We start from the raw sequence: 18,093 nt of genomic DNA on the forward strand, positions 1-18,093 counted from the left end.
GTCATCTCTCCCGGTCCTGTAGAACGGCGAGGACAACCGGTTCACCGGCGTCACGGAGGGTCGTGGCCAGCGTCGCGATCCGCAGGTTGCCGGCGTCGAACGTCACCCAGCACGGATCTACGACGGCTCGCAGGGTGAGCGGGCCGGCCGTCGGCCGGCCCACCTTCTGTAGGCACTCGACGGCGGTCCAGACCCGGGTGGCGGCCACGTCGGTGGACTCACCGGCCTCGGTCGCCACCAGCCGGGCCAGGGTCGCGTGGCCGCCCAGCAGGTCGGCCCAGGCCGTCTCGGATCGCGGTGCCACATCCTCCAGGTCGCAGCTGACCTCGGTGTCGGCGGCGACCGCGAGGCTGACCGAGCGACCGTGCGCGACGGAGACCACCGGCGCCACAGTGGCCTCGCCGACCAGTTCGGGCCGGCCGTCGGGGCGATGCCGGAGCTGGACCGGCCGGCCCAGCAGGCGGGAGAGCAGCCCGGCCGAGGACGGTCGATCGCCGCGGTGCGGTTCCACCCCGACGGCGATGCCCGTCCCGAGCAGCTCCGCGAGGTGACGTTCGGCGTACGGTCCGAGCAGGGCCGGCGTCCACGGGCCGTGACCGCCGCGACGACGCACCGCCCGCAACCGCAGCCCTTGCCACACCTCCACGACTCGCCCGCAGCGGTCGCGGACGGCGATGTCGTAGACGTACGTGTCGCCGGACTGCTCGCGTTCACTTGCGGTGAGGGTCAGCGCGCCGGCCGCGGCCAGCGGTGGCCCGGCGCAGCGCAGCCGGTCGACACCGACGGGCAGCAGCGTGGCGTCCGGCACGCACACCTGCAGCCCGTGCATGAAGGCGTCCCGGGCTCCGGGATCACCGAGCAGCAGGTCCCCGGGCAGGTACGCGCTGAACCAGGTGGCACTCTGGTCCGTCGTCACCTCCGCCTCGGTCTCGCGGGCAGCGACGCGCCGGTACCGCCGTAGCCGGCGGAACCGTCCGGACTGGAACAGCGTGTCGCCGTAGAGGTCGCTGGCCGGGTCGAGGGGAACCCGGGCGAGATCCCCGGTCAGGCGCTCGGGACCGTCGGAGGCTGCTCCGTCGGCACCGCCGCGGACGGTGGCCGAGAAGTGGACAACCGCGAAGGCGGTCTCGGCACTGCGGATCTCCACCTCCACCGCGTCGGCCGAGGTGACCAGGGCGGCGACGCGAATCGTGGTACGGCCGCCGGCGGGTACCACGATCGGCCGGCGGAACTCCACCCGCTCGATCAGGCTGATCTCCTTATCCCCGGTCACCGCGCCGGCGACCTGGGCCATCGCCTCCAGCCCGAGAACCGCGGGGAAGAGCAGATCCCCGTCCAGCCGATGGTCTGGCAGGTAGCGGTCGGTGTCGGCACTCAGGTCGACCTCGGTGACCAGTTCCACGCCGGGGTAGTGCACTAAGGGCCGTTCGAGGAAGCGCAGGACGGGCAGCTCCGGCCGGTCGTAGCGGATCGTCTCAAGGCCCCCGGTACGGCCGGTGACGACGAGCACCGGCGGCAGTTGCGCGTCGGTGAGGACCTGGCGCAGCATGCGCACGCCGGCGTCCGGACCGATCGGGGTCACCCCGGCGCGCAGCAGGGACTCGACCACCGACAGCCGCTCCCCCATGCCGACGCCGGACCAGACCGACCATTCGAGGCAGACGGCCCGGCAGTTCGGCCGCTCGCGACCGATTTCGCGGGTCAGCTCGGCGAGCCACTCGTTGGCCAGGGCGTAGTGCGCCTCGCCGCGCAGGCCGGTACGGCCGATGACGCTGCCGAAGGTGACCAGTAACCGGAGCCGGTCGAGGTCGACGGCGTCGAGCAGGGCCCGCAAACCGTCGATCTTCGGAGCGAGGGTACGCCGCAGCGTCGCCACGTCCAGCTCGGCCAGCGCGGTCGGCTCGTTGCGGCCGGCACCGTGCAGGATCGCGGTGGCCGGCCCCAGTTCCGCCTGGATCCGTGCCACCGCGGCGCGGACGGCGGTCGGGTCTGTGACGTCCGCGCGAACGTAGGTGACGGTCGGGCAGACGTCGCGCAGCCGGTCGAGGTTGGCGGCGAGCGTGGCGTCGGTCGCCGGGTCGGAACGACCGAGGATCGCCAGGCGGGATCCGGTGTCGGCGGTCAGGGCACGGGCGCACTCGGTCGTGATCCCCTTGCCGCCGCCGGCGACCAGCAGGACGTCGTCGGCGCCGAGCGGTGGTCGTCCGCCGGCCGGTGGAGGCGGCGCGGCACGCAGCAGCGGGATCCGGCGATTGCCGGTGTCGTCGTAGTCCACCTCCGTGAAGCCCGTGGTGGCGCGCACCTCGGCGAGCACCCGGGTCACGGTCTCCGGTGTCAGTGGCGCCCGGATCACCGTGGTACGTAGGTTCCGGGCCTCCAGCCTGGCGGTCTTGGCCAGCCCTGCCGCGCCCCGTCCGCTGTGCAGCAGCACGAGGCGGGCGCCGTCCGGCTGGCGGATGGCCTGCTGCACTCCGGCCAGGGCCAGTTCCAGGACCTCGTCGGGGCGGTTGTCGGGCAGGCAGACCAGCACGCCGGGGCCGACTCCGCCGCATTGCAACGCCTGCCTGAGCGGACCGGCGAGGGGATGCCGGTCTGGGGCGTGGAGCTGCCAGGTTCCGTTCGCCTCGGCGGTGGCGGGCGCGGGCAGCGGCACCGGTTCGAGGTCGACCACGAAGGGACGTACCCAGGTGTCGACGCCCTGCACGGTGGGCACGGTGGGCGCGGTGTCACCGCGACCGAGCTCGTCGAGGGCGTCGGCGAGTTCCCGTACGGTCGCGGTCGCGAAGTTCGTCGGCGCCTCGACGGCGGGTAGGCCGAGTTCGCGGGCCGCCTGGTTGACGATCTGCGCGACCGTGATCGAGCTCAGGTGCAGGTCGTCGAGGAGTTGACTGTCGGCGCGGACCAGGTCGGCCGGGAGTTCGGCCCGCTCGGCGGCGAGCCGGCGCAGCCTGCTGAGGGCGTCGTCTTCGGCGTCGACGGTGGGCTGCGTGGTGGCGTCCGCCGACGTACCGGCCGTCGCGTCGGGGTCCGGTCCCATGTGCTGCGGAGCCCTCTCACACGGGTTGGCGAGGAACGTCCGTTCGGCGTCGAGCGCGAACGGTCGGGTCAACCGGCCGTCGAACAACGGACCGAGGCTCATCGGCACACCGGTGACGTGCGCGGCGGCGACCACGCTGAGCAGCGGCGTCAGCGAGTCATGATCGGTGTCGACAGCGACCACGGGTACGTCGGTGAGGTCGCGCACCATCCGGGTCAACACCTGGCCGGGGCCAACTTCGATGAACAGGTCCACACCGGCGGCGGCCGTGGTGACCGCCGAGGCGAATCGAACCGGCTCCAGAATCTGTCTGCGCAGCAGCTCGCCAAGGTCGGTGTCCGGGTCCAGCGGGCCACCGGTGACCGTGGAGACGACCCGGCGTTGCAGTGGTTGCCACGGCACGTCCGTCAACCACTCGCCGAACGCCTCGGCGGCTGGTGCCATCAACGGCGAGTGGAAGGCGTGGGACACGGCGAGCGTGGTGCAGGTGGCTCCCGCGTCCGTGGCTGCCCGGCAGACGTCCCGTACGGCGTCGGCGGGACCGGCGACGACGGTCCGGCGGGGGCCGTTGTACCCGGCGATCACGACAGGAGTGCCGGTGAGCAGTCGACCGACCACGTCCGCGCCGGCGTCGATGCCGGCCATCACCCCTGCCGCGGCGGTCTTCGCCATCGTCGCGCCCCGAGCGGCGGCCATCCGCCAGAGGGTCTCGTCATCCATCGCGCCGGCCCAGTGCAGGGCGGTAAGTTCGCCGAGGCTGTGGCCGACGGCAATGGTCGCGTCCAGGTCCAGGCTGGCCAGTACGCGCAGGGCCGCCATCGAAGCGGTGACGATACGCGGCTGCGCGACGGCGGTGTCGACGAAGTCGTCGCCGGGCGACAGTGGCAACCGGCCGTACATCTCCTCGACGGCGGGGAACCGCCGTCGGAAGGCACCCCCGGTGCCACGGCCGGAGCCCTGTCCCGGGAAGAGGAATCCGGTCCTTCCGGGCTGGGTGGGGTGACCGAGGAAGACGCCGGTGGCCGGGTCGACGAGGCCGGTTCGGCCGGCGTCGAGGGCGGCCCGGGCGGCGGTGATCGCGCGGACGGCGCCAGCGGGGTCACCCACCACGAGGGCGGCGCGGTGGGGTCGGTCCCGCAGGTCGCGCTGGAGGGTGGCGGCGAGGTCGGTCAGCTCCGCGTACGCCAACCGCGGTGCGAGATCGAGAAGGGTGTCCAGTCGCTGGCGGAGTTCCGTGGTGTCGGCGGCGTCCAGGAGCAGCAGTTCGGCGTCCTGTGCGGACGACGACAGCGTCCAGGTGCGCGCGGGTGGACGACGACGGGTGGGTGCACCGTGTTCCAGGACGACGTGCGTGTTGATGCCGCCGAAGCCCATGGCCGTGACTCCGGCCCGGACCTCGCTGCCGGCCGGCCATTCCTCGGCGGTGCGGATGACCCGCAGGGCCCGGCCGTCGCCGTCGAGTTCGGGGTGTGGATCGCGGCAACCGGCCGTGGGGGGCACCACCCCGTGGTGCACGGCCAGTGTGGCCTTGATCAGGCCGGCCACGCCGGCGGCCGCCTTGGTGTGTCCGATCATTGCCTTGATGCTGCCGATGGCGGCGGGTGCCGCGGTGGGATCGGCCGCCCGGCGTGCGGCGGACAGTGCCCGCAGTTCGGTGGTGTCCCCGACGGCGGTGCCGGTGCCGTGACCTTCGAACAGCGCCACGGTCTCGATACCGAACCCGGCCCGCCGGTAGGCGCGGCGCAGGGCACGTTGGTAGCCGAGGGCGTCGGGACGGGTGATGCCGCCTCGACCGTCGGAGGAGATTCCCCAGCCGCTGAGCAGGGCGTAGATGCGGCGTCCGGTGCGCCGGGCGTGGGCGGCGCGCATCAGCACGACCATGCCGCAGCCCTCGCCGGGCCAGAAACCGTTGGAGCCACGGTCGTACACCCGCATCTCGTGGCGGGCCAGGGCGCCGGTCTTGGCGAACCCGACCAGCTCGAAGGGGTCGAGGGAGAGGTCGACACCGCCGGCGAGGACCACGTCGGCGTCCCCGTTGGTCAGGCTGTTCGCGGCGGTGATGACCGACAGCAGGGAGGAGGAGCAGGCACCGTCGACGCTGTAGCCGCCCCCGCCGAGGTCGAAGTGATTGCAGATGCGACCGGCGATGGTGTTGGACAGGCCGCCGGAGAGGGTGTCCTCGTCGATGGGCGGGAAGGGCGACTTGTAGCTGTCCTCCAGTTCGGCGAGGAACTCGGCGAGGCGGTCACCGGTCCAGCCGTGGGCCGTGAGCGCGGCGGCGACGGTGCGACGTACGTACGGCCAGCGCAGCCGCATCACGTTGGCCCGGGTGAACTCGCCGGTCAGGGTGTTGCCGACGACGACCGCGGTCCGTTCCCGGGGCAGCCCGTCGCCGTCGGGGAAGCCGGCGTCGGCGAATGCCCGGGCAGCGACGTCCAGGGCGAGCCAGTGGGTCAGATCGGCGGCCCGGTAGGTGCTGCCCGCGACCCGGAACGCAACGCGGTCGAACTCGTAGCCCTCGATGACGGCGGCCATCCGGCTGTAGAAGCGGTCCGGGGCGGTCGGGTCGGCGGACCAGTAGTCGGCCAGTCGGGTGCGCTCGTCCGGGAGCTGCCGGAACGCACGGCGTCCGGCGAGCACGTTCTCCCACAGTTCGCGGGGGGAGGTGGCGTCGGGGAACCGGCAGCCGAGGCCGACGACCGCGATCTTGTCGTTCATGCCCGTACGACCTCCGGTGTGGGTACCGCGGGTATCGCCGTGGCAGCCGGTACGGCCGGCGCCGCGGACGCCGCCTCGTGGCGTTGCCGGGCCTGCTGGACGACGTGCAGTGCCCAGAGGAATCCGCCCCGGACCAGGCAGACGATGGTGGTGGCGAAGAAGAGTCCGTACACCACGGAGACGGCGGTGAGGGCGCCGTAGACCACGGCGACTCCCGCGCCGAAGGCCAGTTGCGACACCGGTGCCGTGGGAGTGGTACCCGGATCGGTGATCATGTAGTTGGTGAACAGGATGAAGGCGACGCCGGTCATGGTCCCCAGCGCCGCGAGGATCGAGGTGTCGAGGAACAGGCCGCGCACGACGGCCTGGACGGCGAACATGCCCACCCAGCCGATGATCAGCCAGGACCTGCGGGTCATCTTGGCGTTCAGCATGGTGCCGGTGACCAGGATGACGGCCACGATGAGCCAGTCCACCACTCCGGTGACGTTCTCGGTGAAGTGGTACGGCGGTGCCACGCTGACCCAGGGAAAGAGCAGCAGCACGACCACGATGCCCAGGTTGGACGGGTTCATGAAGTGTCTGATCCGGCCCCGGACCGGCGCCTTCAGCAGCCACTTGCCGCTGATCGCGGCGACGACGCCGAGCATCATGACCAAAACCTGGTCGTTGACGTAGAGCAGCATGTTCACGGCGATGCCGCTGATGTGAGCGGGCAGCAGGAAGTCCATCAGCCCGCGGAGGCCACCGCCGCGAAACCGGGGGGCGCGGTCCTCGGCCCGGGCGGCGACGGCCTCCAGCAGGAGCTCGGTGGTGTACGCGGTGACCACGGCGATGATCGGCCAGGTCCAGGGTTGTTCGAAGCCGAGGAAGGCGTACCCGACGAGGTTGAAGATGGTGATCGACAACGCGAACCGGCGGAGAGCGGCCAGCCGGAGGTCCCGGTGCGGCCGGGGCGGTGCGCTGGTGGTCATGACTGGGCCTCCTGGGCGTGCGTGCCGAGCCGGACGGTGTGCCAGCCGGGCGCGAGGGTCAGCTGTTGCTCGTGGGTGACACCGGCGCGGTCCCGCCAGGCGAGGTCGACGGTGACGTCGCTACTGACGTCGCCGAGTCCGATGTGGACCTCGAAGCTGCGCTTGCCGGAATGGCCGCTGCCTCCGTCCACCCGGGCGAGTTGCCGACGGCCGTCCGGCATGGTGACGGTGACCTGGGTGCCGACGGCAGGCGAGCCGGCCGGGTCGGCCGGTGTGTCATGGAACAGCCGCAGTCCCAGGAAGGATCCGGGCGTGGGGCTGTCGTTGCGGTAGAAGACCGGGGCGTCCCACTGGCGGGCGACGGCGAAGTCGAGCCGGCCGTCGCCGTCGGCGTCGCCGGTGGCGATGCCACGGGTGGGGACGGGTACGTCGAGGCCGAGTTCGGCACTGAGGTCGGTGTACCGGTCGTCGGGCCCCTTGACGTGGAAGGCCAGGTGCTGACTGCCGGCGATGTCGTCGCCCGGCCCCACGTTGGGCCACCAGGCGGGATGGGCCAGCAGTTCGTCGTTGCTGGTGGCCAGCTCCTGCAACTGTGCCCAGCGATTGACCTCCCCCTTGACGAAGCCGGCGGTCTGCACGATCGCGGGTTGGCCGCTGTTGTCGAAGTCGCCGAGCTTGACGTCCCAGCTCCAGCCGCTCCAGGCCAGTCCGAGTGAGGCGCTGCGGTCCTGCCACGGTGCCTCGCCGTCGCGGAGTCTGCGGCGCAGCTCGGCCTGGTCGTCGGTGGTGCTGACGAAGGCGAAGTTGCTCTCCTGAAGACCGAAGGTGGTGGTGATGTTGCCGACGTACATGTCGTAGACGCCGTCGCCGTTGAGGTCGCCGAAGTCGACGCCCATCCCCTTGAAGGAGTCGTGGCCGAGCAGCTTGGACTTGGGGACGACGGCCCGACTGCCGGTGCCGGTCACCTGCGCGAAGCGGATGTCGCCGGGAGTCGAGCGGTTGTGGAGCAGACGGTCCGGGCCGAAGTCGTTGGCGACGTAGAGTTCGGGCAGTTGATCGCCGTCGAGGTCGTTGGCGGCGGCGGCCAGGGCCCAGCCGCCCGCGACGTCGTCGGTGAAGACGTCGGGTGTCTCGGTGAAGGTGACGGTGGGGACCGCCCCGGCGGTACCGCCGCTCCAGCGCAGGACATGGTTGCGGCCGCCGTTGTAGGCGGTCGACATGGAGTGGTTCATCGACACTCCGCCTCGGACGGTGTCGTCGATGACCGGTCCGTCCGGGAAGTAGTTGCCCACGAAGATGTCGTCGTGACCGTCCCCGTCGAAGTCGGCGACGGCCACCGCGTTGGTGTTCCACCGCGGGCCGTCGTAGTGGCCGGTGGTACCGGTGCCGGGGACGAGCTCGACCGGGCGGTAGCTGTCCGCGCTGAGGCCGGCGGCACCCGCGCGGGCGAGGTAGATCACCGGGGTACGGCCCCACCAGTAGACGAGCAGATCGACGCGACCGTCGCCGTTGAAGTCGCCGGGCACGCATCCCATCGGGGCGATGTGCGGGTTCATCGGCAGCGGGGCGGGGTCGAGGGCGAAGGACCGGTAGCGGTCCTCCCGGGCGCCGGGCGTGGGCGCCACGACGACCCGGTCGATGCGTACGTCGACGAGGCAGAGGTCGTTGGCAAGGCCGTCGCCGTCGAGGTCGTTCATGGCGATGCCGGCTCCGACGGACGAGATCCAGGCGCGGATGTGCTGATAGTCCTGGTTCACCCGGCGAATCCCCTGCTGCGGGAAGCCGCCGGGAATGGAGATGGACAGCGGGGTGAAGCGGTAGGGCCGGGCCAGTTCCGCCCGCTCGGCGGCGGATGCCTCGGGGAGGCGGGCCACCGCGAACAGGCCGATGAGCAGCACGAGGGCGAGGACGCCGGATATCTGTCGGCGGCCCCAATGGACGATGGCGGTCACTGTTGCCTCCCCTGGGTCACGAACGCGTCGGCGATGCGGCTCCGCCACACCTCGAAGGCGGGGTCGGGCCCGTCCGGCGGGAGTCCGACCAGCGCGCGGTCGGTGAGCGAGGCCGCCTCCACCGGGCCGGTGCCGCACAGGACCGCCGTTGCCAGGTGGGTGTGTGGAGTCACCAGGCCCGCGCGGACCCGGGCCTGGGCGGCGAAGGCCGCAGCCTGGGCGACTGCGGCGCGGTGCCGGCCGGCCCGTTGTCCGAACCACTCCAGTTCGGCCCGGTCGGCGCCGCCGGCGTAGGTGGCGGCCAGGCCGGCGCCGCTGAACAGGTCCGGGTGACGGGCGGCCGGGAAACGCTCGATGGTGTCCACCACCCGGCGCGGGTCGGTTCCCTCGACGAACCAGATCGCCCGCCCGATGCCCTGGTCGATGGCGCGGAAGGTGTACGGCTGGCGGGTCCAGGACGGCCAGTGGTGCGCCGGGTCCCGGTGCTGGGCCCGGACGTACCGGTCGGTGTGGAAGTAGGCCTGGTGGAAGCCGTATCCGTCCAGGGTCAGCCAGCGCAGCAGGGGATCGTCGGGCAGTACCCGGTGCCGACGCCAGCGGGGCAGTCGGGCGAGGGCCCAGCCCACGCCCACATGCACCATGTAGCTGTGTCGCTCGGCGCGGCCCCGCAGGAACCGCCGCACGCGGGTCGGCCGGCCCGGGCCGATGCCGTCGAGCACGGCCAGGGCCATGGCGGCGCCCTCGTAGGCGAAGCCCCGGTACCCGGGGGTCACCTGCTCGAGGGGGTGTTCGACCTCGCGGGGTGCTCGGGCGTCCAGGGCGTGACCGAATCCGGTGAGAAAGGTCCTGCCAATCGTCTCCAGCAGTTCCTTCGACGCGACGTCCTTTGGCGGAAATCCGCGTTTCGCCAGGGTGGTCTCCGAATGGTCCGGCATGAGCACCCGACGGCGGATCAACCGTAATGCACTGGGCACAGCCCACCCCCAACGAAAAAGGTCACGGAGCGACCCCGAATGGCGGGCGGTTGATTGTGAGAGCCGGCCGGAGCGGGATCGGAAATGGTGCCGGGAACCTGATTCGGCCCCGTTGCCACTCATCCTCACCGACAGTGCGCGTCTATTTCCACTCTCACCTTGCGGCGTCGGCCGTGACGCGGTGCCGGCGGCCCGGGACGGTTGCCCGTACCCGGGCCGGCAGCCTGGCGGGCAGCGCGAAGGCGATGGTTTCCGGACGTCAGCCGAGCTGCTCCACCGGCAGCCGGGCGAGCCGCCACTCCAGCATCCCGACGTCCAGGCGCCGCGCGACGCAGCCGTGGTGGGCGAGGATGCGGACGGCCTCCGGAGCCAGGCCGCAGAAGGCGTCCCGGCCGTAGGCGACCACCTCCGGAGCGGATGGGAACTGGTTGAGGCGGCCGGCGAGCGCCTCCAGGGGCGCCGAGGTGGCACCGGCGATGTGCCCGGCGCGGTACTCGACCTCGGGTCGGACGTCCAGCAGGAGGATCTCGCGCGCCCGGGCTCGGCTGGACACGTCGGTGTGTGGCACCGCCATCGGCGCGGAGGTGAGCTGTTCGGCGACGGCGGCGGCAGCGTCGGCGAGGCGCGTCACGGCGACCGCCCGAAGCCGAAGACACAGGTCAGCTACGTCGTCGCCGGCCAGTCGGTGATGCACGCGGGTGCCGTCGCGGCGGACGGCGACCAGGCCGCCCTGCTTGAGGCTCTTCAGATGCGCCGACGCCAGAGCGGTGCCCAGGCCCGCGGCCCGGGCGACGCCCTCGACCGTACGTTCCGCCTGTCCCAGCAGGTCCAGCAGCTCCAGCCGCTTGCCGTTGGCCAGGGCTCGCGCCACCCGGGCTGTCTCGTCGTAGACATGAAACTTGCGCGGAGCGTGACCGCTCATATACTTCTCCAAAGGTTAGCGGAATAGATGATCATAGGAATGCTATAGGACCGCGCCGCCCGGGGGGAACCTTGATCAACATGTGCCAGCAGGTCGACCGCCCACACGGACCGGGGACACCGACCGGGTGAGACCTCGCTACGCACCTGACGTCCAGTGCGGACAATGAGCCGCGACTGGACGGAAGTCGTCGGAGACGTCAATCGAACGTGACCACTCACAGCTGATTCGGTCACGCCCACTAGGCAATGACGCGCAACCAAGTCCACGGACGGTGCGCGCGACCATTCATGCACTTCCACTGGGGAGGAGACGGTGACATGAACCGACGACAGGCACTGTTAGCAATGGTGCTCGCCGGCACCATCGCAACGCTTGGCACCACCGGTTGTTCGAACGGATCCGACAACAACGGACAGGGCATCCCGAAGCACTTACGGGTGGGCATCATCCCCAACATCTCACCGGAGAAACAGCAGGCCCAGTACGAACCGTTCCGCGCGTACCTGGCCGACCGTCTCCGCGTTGACGTCGAGCTGTTCGTGGCGACCGACTACGCCGGCGTCGTCGCCGCGCTGGTCTCCAACCAGGTCGACATGGCGTACCTTGGTGGCCTGACCTACGTGCAGGCGGACGAGCAGAACGAGGTCACGCCCCTGGTCACGGAGGTCGACGAGGAGACCGGCACCGCGCGGTACCTCTCCGCGGTGGTGGTGAAGGACGACTCGCCGCACCGGTCGGTCGAGGACGTCGTGAACGCCGGCGGCAGCTTCGCCTTCGGCGACGTCAGCTCCACCTCCGGCAGCCTGTACCCGCGGGTCATGCTTGTCGGTGCCGGGGCCCGGTGCCAGACCGACGACCTCACCAACTGCCCGCCGCTGTCCCGGGTCGTGTTCACCGGCGGACATGACGCTGCCGCCCAGGCGGTGCTCAACGACAGCGTCGATGCCGCCGGGATCGAACTGCGTATCCTGCACCGGCTCGAACGGCAGGGCACGGTCCCTCCCGGCGCGCTGCGCGCGGTGCAGACCCAGGAGGTGATGGGCTACCCGTGGGTGGCCCGAGCCGACCTGTCGGCCCCGGCGCGCACGGCGATCACCGAGGCGTTCACCTCGATGACGGATCCGACACTGCTGTCCCTGATGCGAGCCAAGAGCTATGTGCCGGTCACCGCGGCCGACTACGCACCACTACGGGAAGAGGCGAAAAGGCTCGGTCTGCTCACGGCCGAGGGACGGTGAGCACCATGCACCACGCTGTCGACGGTGACCGGCGCGACCTTCGACTCAGCCGGCCGCAGTCCGTTCCGGAGGTGCTCGTCGCCGGTCCACATCCACTCGCCATGCGGGTACGGCCCACCCCGGAACAGCACCGCGTCGTCCGGTCGGAGGTCGGCCACGACCACACCGTGGCGGTCGTGCGGGCGATCGGACGGATGCGTCAGGATCTTTCCGGTCCGCTGTCGCTGTCCGATCTGGCGACGACGGGCTCCTTCAGTCCGTACCACTTCCACCGGATCTTTCGCAGCATCACGGCCACCACTCCGGCGCGGTTCCTCGCGGCGCTGCGGATGGCTCAGGCCCGCCGACTGTTGCTGCACACCGACCTGTCCGTCGCCACGATCGGCAACCGAGTCGGCTACACCAGCTCGGGCACCTTCGGCACCCAGTTCAACCGACTGGTCGGCACCTCGCCGCGGCGGTTCCGGGCACTGGCCCTGCGCCTCACCGACCGGCCCATCCGTGAGCTGCCGGTGACCGGCCGGGGTGCGTCGCCGCCGGCCTGGCTGCTCTCGGTCGAGCTGCGCCGCAGCCACGACCGGGCCGATCCACCGGACGGTTGTGGCGCGAGCCTGGGCCCTACCGTGCAGTTGCGCGGCCCGACGGACCCCGGCGAGTACGAGGTACGACTGGTCCTGGTCAATCCGGCTGCCACGGCGGCCGAGGCGTTCGTGGATCACCTGCCCGGAAGCTTCCTCACCGGTACCGCCCGCCTGCGGGTCGACATCCGCGGCCGGCTGCTCGGCCAGTCGGATCTGTATCTGCGTCCGAGCCAGCCCACCGACCTGCCACTGCTGGCGGCCACCCCACTGAGCTGGATCTGCGACGTGGCGACCGGCCGACGTGATCCGACCTCGCACCGCCGCCCGGGTCGGGCCGCGCCGGGCGGGCAGCGGGCGGCCACTGTGCACCTGCCGCTCGGCGTACCCGCCTGAGTGCCACCCCCAACGGGCCGCCGTCCGCCTCAGCTCTCGCCCTCCGACGAGCCGGAGGGCGAGAGCGGGCTGCCCGCCAGACGCCATTCGATCATCCCGTTCACCAGCCGCCGGGCGCGATGGCCGTCCGCGCGCAGCAGCCGGACCGCCTCGGACGAGAGGGTCCCGTAGCGACTGCGGCAGTAGACCACGAGGTCCACGTCGCGAGGCAGCTCCCCCAGTCGCGTCGGTAACTCGTCGAGGGGCACCGAGAGCGCACCAGGAATGTGACCGACGGCGTACTCCTCGACGGGCCGGACGTCGAGCACCATCGTCGAATCATCGGCCAGCCGCCCCAGCAGGTCGTCCTGGTCCGTCTCCGGGACCTCCGCCGTCGCGAGGTACCGGTCCCAAGCCACCGCCGCCTCGGCGTTGTACGTGATGGTCAGGTTGCACAACAGCACGTACGCCGCGGCGACCTCCGGACCGGACAGTCGGTAGTGGATCCGGTTGCCCTCGCGCCTGGTCAGGACCAGCCCGGCCAGCCGCAGGATCTGCAGGTGCGCCGAGCAGGTGGTCACGCCCAGGGACGCCACCCGGGCGAGGGACTCGACGGTGCGTTCACCCTGGGCCAGCAGATCGATCAGCTCGAGACGCCTGCTACTGGCCAGCGCCTTGCCCACTCGCTCCACGGATGTCAGCAGCTGCGCCATCGCGGCCGAATCAGCCATGCGGGTGACCTCCCAAATTCCACAGAACAGTGTAGAAACTATCGGATCACCACGCCACCCCACATCAGCCCCTATCCACACATCCCGGGAAGACACGCGGGGACACCGGCCGCCGTCGGGGGCGATGGCAACGGCCAGCGGAACCGTCCCGTACCGACGGGTTCTCAAGTGTTGTCCGACAGGGCCGATATCGCGAGGCACCACGCCGATACCCCCCGCCCTTGCTCTGGAAGGCATTCCGCCTTGACCGGCCAGACGGGCGACCTTATGGTCGGCAACCAGAAAGCTATATGTTTTACAAGCTTCTGCTGAGCCATGCGCCGCGCCGGCCAGCACCGACAGTGCCGCGTCGCCAGGCCGCCGGAGCCCGCAGAGAGGACCGACCATGATCCGAGACAGCAGCACGGGCCGGCTGATCTCCCGCATCTTCACCGCGGGGCTGGCGGTCGGCCTCGCGATCCTGCTCACCGGATCCGCCGGAGGCGTGACCACGACACGCCCCACCACACCCGCCTCGGCGACGGACACCACCACCGATCCGGACATTCCCGCGCCGGACGAGATCCGGCACAGCACCAACATCCGGCACGTGGCAAACGTGCCGAAGCAGGCCCCCTTCGACTCCTCCTTCTCGGTCGGCACGGACCTGGCCTTCACCGGCCACTACGCGATCACCGGCAACTACGACGGGTTCAGCATCTACGACATCGCCCAGCCCACCGCCCCACGCCTGGTCAGTCAGGTGCTCTGCCCGGGCGGGCAGAACGATGTCGCCGTCTCGGGCAACCTGCTCTTTCTGTCCACCGACGAGTCCCGCAGCGACGACTCGTGCGCCAGCACTCCGCTGAGCGCGACACTGCCACAGGCGTGGGAGGGCATCAAGATCTTCGACATCAGCGACAAGGCGGCGCCCCGCTACGTCGCCGCGGTGGAGACCGACTGCGGCTCGCACACCCACACACTGGTACCGGACCGGCCGCGGAAGGCGGTGCTCATCTACGTCTCCTCGTACGGACCGGACCCCAGCTTCCCGGACTGCCGGCCGCCGCACGACAGCATCAGCATCATCCGGGTGCCCCTGCACGATCCGGCCGCCGCGGCCGTCGTCGCCAAGCCGGTGCTGTTTCCCTACGGAGGCAACCCGGGCCGCCCCGGTGAGCGCCCCGTCACACAGACAACTGGCTGCCACGACATCACCGTGCTGCCGACACACCACCTCGCCGCCGCCGCGTGCATGGGTGACGGCCTGTTGCTGGACATCGCCAACCCGTACCGCCCCCGCGTCATCCACCGGGTCCGCGACGACCGGCACTTCTCCTTCTGGCACTCGGCCACCTTCAACGCGACCGGCCGCAAGGTGGTGTTCGTCGACGAACTCGGCGGCGGAATGGCTGCCACCTGCAACCCCGAGGTCGGCCCGAAACACGGGGCGAGCGCCGTGTACGACATCGTCGGCGTGGGCCACCATCGACGACTGCGGTTCGCCTCCTACTTCAAGATCCCACGCATCCAGAGCCCGGCGGAAAACTGCGTCGCCCACAACGCCTCACTCGTCCCCGCCCGTGGCCGCGACATCCTGGTACAGGCCTTCTACCAGGGCGGCGTGAGCGTGTGGGACTTCACGAACTCCCGGCGCCCACGCGAGATCGGCTACTTCGACCGGGGTCCACTACCGCCCGGCGGGCTGCCGGCCGGCGGCTCGTGGTCGGCCTACTACTACAACGGATACATCTACTCCAGCGACCTGCAGAAGGGACTCGACGTCCTCGCCATCGACGACCGGCGGACCGCGTCGGCCGCCTCGGTACGGCTGACCGAGTTCAACGCCCAGACACAACCCGACTACCGCCGCTGACGCGCCCCCATACCCGGGTGACCGGGGACGCCCCCTCTTCATCCAGGCTTTCATGGAATATTGTGAGAGCCTCGTACGGAGGAGCGACCGCCGAGAGGGGTTGCGGTGGGTGTCGAAGCGGGCCGGCTGGTGCCATTGGTCGACGAAGGTCTCGGCAACAGCGCCTATCTGCTCGACGTCGGGAGCGGCCGGGCGCTGGCGGTGGACCCGCCGCGCGACCTTCGAGCCCTACGCGCGGAGGCCCGTCGACGCCACCTCACCGTGACCTGGGTGGCGGAGACACACCTGCACGCCGACTTCCTCTCCGGAGCCGTGCAGTTGGCCGCGACCGACGGCGCGACGATCCTGGCGTCGGCCACCGGGCGGCGGACGTTCCCCCACCACGGGCTCACCGACGGCGACGAAATCGATCTTGGCGGGTTGACCCTACAGGCGTGGTCGACCCCCGGGCACACCGACGAGCACCTGTCCTACCTGTTGCGGGACGGCCCCACCGCAGTGGGAGTGTTCACCGGCGGGTCGCTGATCGTGGGATCGGTCGCCCGCACCGACCTGCTCGGCGAGGACCGGACGGTCGAACTCGCGCACGCCCAGTACGCGTCGTTGCATCGCCTGGCCGCACTCCCCGACCCGACAGAAATCTGGCCGACCCACGGCAGCGGTTCGTTCTGCTCCGCACCGCCCGGTTCGGCTCGGACCACCACGGTCGGCGCCGAGAAGACGACCAACCCGCTGCTGCGCGCACCCGACGTCGACACGTTCACCACGCGTCTGCTCACGTCGTTGGGCTCCTATCCGGCGTACTTCCGTTGGTTGGCCGAGATGAACCGCCACGGCCCGCAGGTGGTGACCGGCACTCCCGGGCTGGCCCGGCTTTCCGCCGACGAGGTACGACGGCTGCTCGCCCACGGTGCCGTCCTGGTGGATGTGCGGCCGGTGACCGACGTGGCCGCGGGGCACGTCCCCCAGGCGCTCGCCATCCCGCTGCGAGCACAGTTCGCGACCTGGCTGGGCTGGTTGGTGCCCCCGGAACAGCCGGTGGTCATCGTCCGTAACCCCGACCAGGCTGAGGAGGACATCCTCTGGCCCGCACTGACGGTCGGGATCGAACACATCGCCGGCGAGCTGGACGGTGGAATGAGCGCCTGGATCGCCGACGGCGGGCCGGTGACCCGTACGGCACTGATCCGAGCACCCGAGATCTCCGGGCCGGTGCTCGACGTCCGGCAGGCCGGCGAGTACGCCGCCGGGCACCTGCCCGGAGCCGTCCACCTCGAACTGGGCGATCTGGCCGCCGCGGCGCCCGACGCCGTGCCAGCCGGACCGACCGTCGTGATGTGCGGTCACGGTGAGCGGGCCATGACCGCGGTCACCCTGCTTGAACGCGCCGGCCGGGCCGACCTCGCCGTCCTGGTCGGCGGCCCGCAGGACTGGGTCGCCGTAACCGGTCAGCGGCTGCGGGAGGGGACGTGAAGGACCGGCAGGCCCCGTTGCGGCTCGGGCTGCGCGCCAACGCCGTCCAGTTCACCTTGCTGGTGGCGGTCAACGCCCTGGTCGGCGGGGTCCTCGGCTCGGAACGCACCGTCCTGCCGCTGATCGCGGAGCAGGAGTTCCAACTCGCCGCGTACACGGCCGCGATGACCTACATCGTGGCCTTCGGGCTCACCAAGGCCGTGACCAACTTCTTTGCCGGTACGTTGTCCGACCGGTACGGCCGCAAGCCGGTGCTCATCGCCGGTTGGCTGGCAGGCATTCCCGTGCCATTGATAATCATCTGGGCCCCCGCGTGGGAGTGGGTGGTCGCGGCGAACGTCCTGCTCGGCGTCAGCCAGGGCCTGGCCTGGTCGACCACGGTGATCATGAAGATCGACCTGGCCGGCCCGCAGCGGCGCGGACTGGCCATGGGTCTCAACGAGGCCGCCGGTTACGCGGCGGTCGCCACCACCGCGCTGGCCACCGGGTGGTTGGCCGCCGAACACGGCCTGCGGACCGCGCCGTTCCTGCTCGCCCTGGCCTACGCCGCCCTGGGCCTCGGCCTGTCCCTGGTGTTCGTGCGGGAGACCCACGGTTACGCCCGGTTCGAGGCGACCACCCATCACGGTCGGCACGAGCAAGGACTGGCCAACACCCGGATTCTCGCCCTGACCTCCTGGCGGGAGCCGGCGCTCGCCTCGGCCAGTCACGCCGGGATGGTCAACAACCTCAACGACGGCCTCGCCTGGGGCCTGTTCCCGCTGCTCTTCGCCGCCGCCGGCCTGTCACTGACCGAGATCGGGCTGCTCAGCGCCCTCTATCCCGCCGTCTGGGGGCTCGGCCAACTCGTCACCGGCCCGGCCTCGGACCGCTACGGCCGCAAGCCGTTCATCGTCGTCGGCATGTTCACCCAAGCCGTCGCCCTCGCGCTGGTCGCCATGGTCGACAGCCGCACCGGCTGGGCCGCCGCCGCGGTGCTGCTCGGCGCCGGCACCGCCGCGGTCTACCCCACGCTGCTGGCCGCCGTCGGCGACGTCGCCCACCCCGCATGGCGTGCCCGCGCCGTCGGCGTGTACCGGCTGTGGCGCGACGGCGGATTCGCCGTCGGTGCGCTCCTCGCCGGGGCGGTCGCCGACCTGGCCGGCATTCGGGCCGCCATCTGGGTGGTCGCCGCCGTCACCGCCGCCGCGGGCGTCCTTGCCTGGGTCCGCATGTACGAGACCCACTCCCGCTCAACGCTCGTGTGACCGCAGCAACCGTCGA

The 18,093-nt window shown here is 71.0% G+C and carries 11 protein-coding genes; 5 read left to right on the forward strand and 6 right to left on the reverse strand.

The window, feature by feature from the left end; translation table 11 throughout:
* Position 1: 1 nt before the first annotated feature.
* The 5 genes from AB0J93_RS09995 to AB0J93_RS10015 form a co-directional block, all read right to left on the reverse strand.
* Complete coding sequence (locus AB0J93_RS09995; protein WP_363920122.1) at positions 2-5,755, reverse strand: type I polyketide synthase; 5,754 nt, start codon at positions 5,753-5,755, stop codon at positions 2-4.
* Positions 5,752-6,729: an enediyne biosynthesis protein gene (locus AB0J93_RS10000; RefSeq protein ID WP_363920124.1), complete on the reverse strand. Its 978-nt coding sequence runs from the start codon at positions 6,727-6,729 to the stop codon at positions 5,752-5,754. The genes AB0J93_RS09995 and AB0J93_RS10000 overlap by 4 nt, the downstream gene beginning before the upstream one ends.
* On the reverse strand, positions 6,726-8,681 hold the full coding sequence (locus tag AB0J93_RS10005; RefSeq protein WP_363920126.1) for a CRTAC1 family protein: 1,956 nt from the start codon (positions 8,679-8,681) through the stop codon (positions 6,726-6,728). The genes AB0J93_RS10000 and AB0J93_RS10005 overlap by 4 nt, the downstream gene beginning before the upstream one ends.
* Complete coding sequence (locus tag AB0J93_RS10010) at positions 8,678-9,655, reverse strand: DUF1702 family protein (protein ID WP_363920128.1); 978 nt, start codon at positions 9,653-9,655, stop codon at positions 8,678-8,680. The genes AB0J93_RS10005 and AB0J93_RS10010 overlap by 4 nt, the downstream gene beginning before the upstream one ends.
* 259 nt (positions 9,656-9,914) lie before the next feature.
* Positions 9,915-10,577 carry a metalloregulator ArsR/SmtB family transcription factor gene (locus tag AB0J93_RS10015; protein WP_363920130.1) on the reverse strand — a complete coding sequence of 221 codons (663 nt, stop codon included), beginning with the start codon at positions 10,575-10,577 and terminating at the stop codon, positions 9,915-9,917.
* A gap of 320 nt (positions 10,578-10,897) precedes the next feature.
* Here AB0J93_RS10015 and AB0J93_RS10020 point away from each other — a divergent pair, with 320 nt between their 5' ends.
* Together AB0J93_RS10020 and AB0J93_RS10025 are read left to right on the forward strand one after the other, a co-directional pair.
* Entirely contained in the window at positions 10,898-11,818 is a 921-nt protein-coding gene (locus tag AB0J93_RS10020) for a phosphate/phosphite/phosphonate ABC transporter substrate-binding protein (protein ID WP_363920132.1), read from the forward strand.
* 5 nt (positions 11,819-11,823) lie between these two features.
* Complete coding sequence (locus AB0J93_RS10025; protein ID WP_363920247.1) at positions 11,824-12,792, forward strand: AraC family transcriptional regulator; 969 nt, start codon at positions 11,824-11,826, stop codon at positions 12,790-12,792.
* Positions 12,793-12,821: 29 nt separating this feature from the next.
* Here the strand turns inward: AB0J93_RS10025 and AB0J93_RS10030 are convergent, their stop codons facing one another.
* A complete protein-coding gene (locus AB0J93_RS10030; RefSeq protein ID WP_363920134.1) occupies positions 12,822-13,502 on the reverse strand; it encodes a metalloregulator ArsR/SmtB family transcription factor in 681 nt (226 codons plus the stop codon).
* Between the two features lie 385 nt (positions 13,503-13,887).
* Between AB0J93_RS10030 and AB0J93_RS10035 the strand changes: the two genes are divergently transcribed.
* From AB0J93_RS10035 to AB0J93_RS10045, 3 genes are all read left to right on the forward strand, one after another.
* The gene (locus tag AB0J93_RS10035; RefSeq protein ID WP_363920136.1) at positions 13,888-15,357 is read left to right on the forward strand and encodes a hypothetical protein; all 1,470 of its coding nucleotides are present in this window, start codon (positions 13,888-13,890) and stop codon (positions 15,355-15,357) included.
* A 105-nt stretch (positions 15,358-15,462) separates the two neighbouring features.
* Positions 15,463-16,830 (forward strand): MBL fold metallo-hydrolase, encoded by a 1,368-nt coding sequence (locus AB0J93_RS10040; RefSeq protein WP_363920138.1) that lies wholly within the window; start codon positions 15,463-15,465, stop codon positions 16,828-16,830.
* Entirely contained in the window at positions 16,827-18,077 is a 1,251-nt protein-coding gene (locus AB0J93_RS10045) for an MFS transporter (RefSeq protein WP_363920140.1), read from the forward strand. The genes AB0J93_RS10040 and AB0J93_RS10045 overlap by 4 nt, the downstream gene beginning before the upstream one ends.
* Positions 18,078-18,093 lie beyond the last annotated feature (16 nt).

The organism is Micromonospora sp. NPDC049374 (assembly GCF_040677165.1).
Classification (GTDB): domain Bacteria; phylum Actinomycetota; class Actinomycetes; order Mycobacteriales; family Micromonosporaceae; genus Micromonospora.

Excerpts from the sequence above, each read along its gene's own strand:
- AB0J93_RS10035 (WP_363920136.1), top strand. The coding sequence starts at position 13,888 with ATGATCCGAGACAGCAGCACGGGCCGGCTGATCTCCCGCATCTTCACC.
- AB0J93_RS10030 (WP_363920134.1), bottom strand. The coding sequence starts at position 13,502 with ATGGCTGATTCGGCCGCGATGGCGCAGCTGCTGACATCCGTGGAGCGA.
- AB0J93_RS10025 (WP_363920247.1), top strand. The coding sequence starts at position 11,824 with ATGCACCACGCTGTCGACGGTGACCGGCGCGACCTTCGACTCAGCCGG.
- AB0J93_RS10015 (WP_363920130.1), bottom strand. The coding sequence starts at position 10,577 with ATGAGCGGTCACGCTCCGCGCAAGTTTCATGTCTACGACGAGACAGCC.
- AB0J93_RS10000 (WP_363920124.1), bottom strand. The coding sequence starts at position 6,729 with ATGACCACCAGCGCACCGCCCCGGCCGCACCGGGACCTCCGGCTGGCC.
- AB0J93_RS09995 (WP_363920122.1), bottom strand. The coding sequence starts at position 5,755 with ATGAACGACAAGATCGCGGTCGTCGGCCTCGGCTGCCGGTTCCCCGAC.
- AB0J93_RS10020 (WP_363920132.1), top strand. The coding sequence starts at position 10,898 with ATGAACCGACGACAGGCACTGTTAGCAATGGTGCTCGCCGGCACCATC.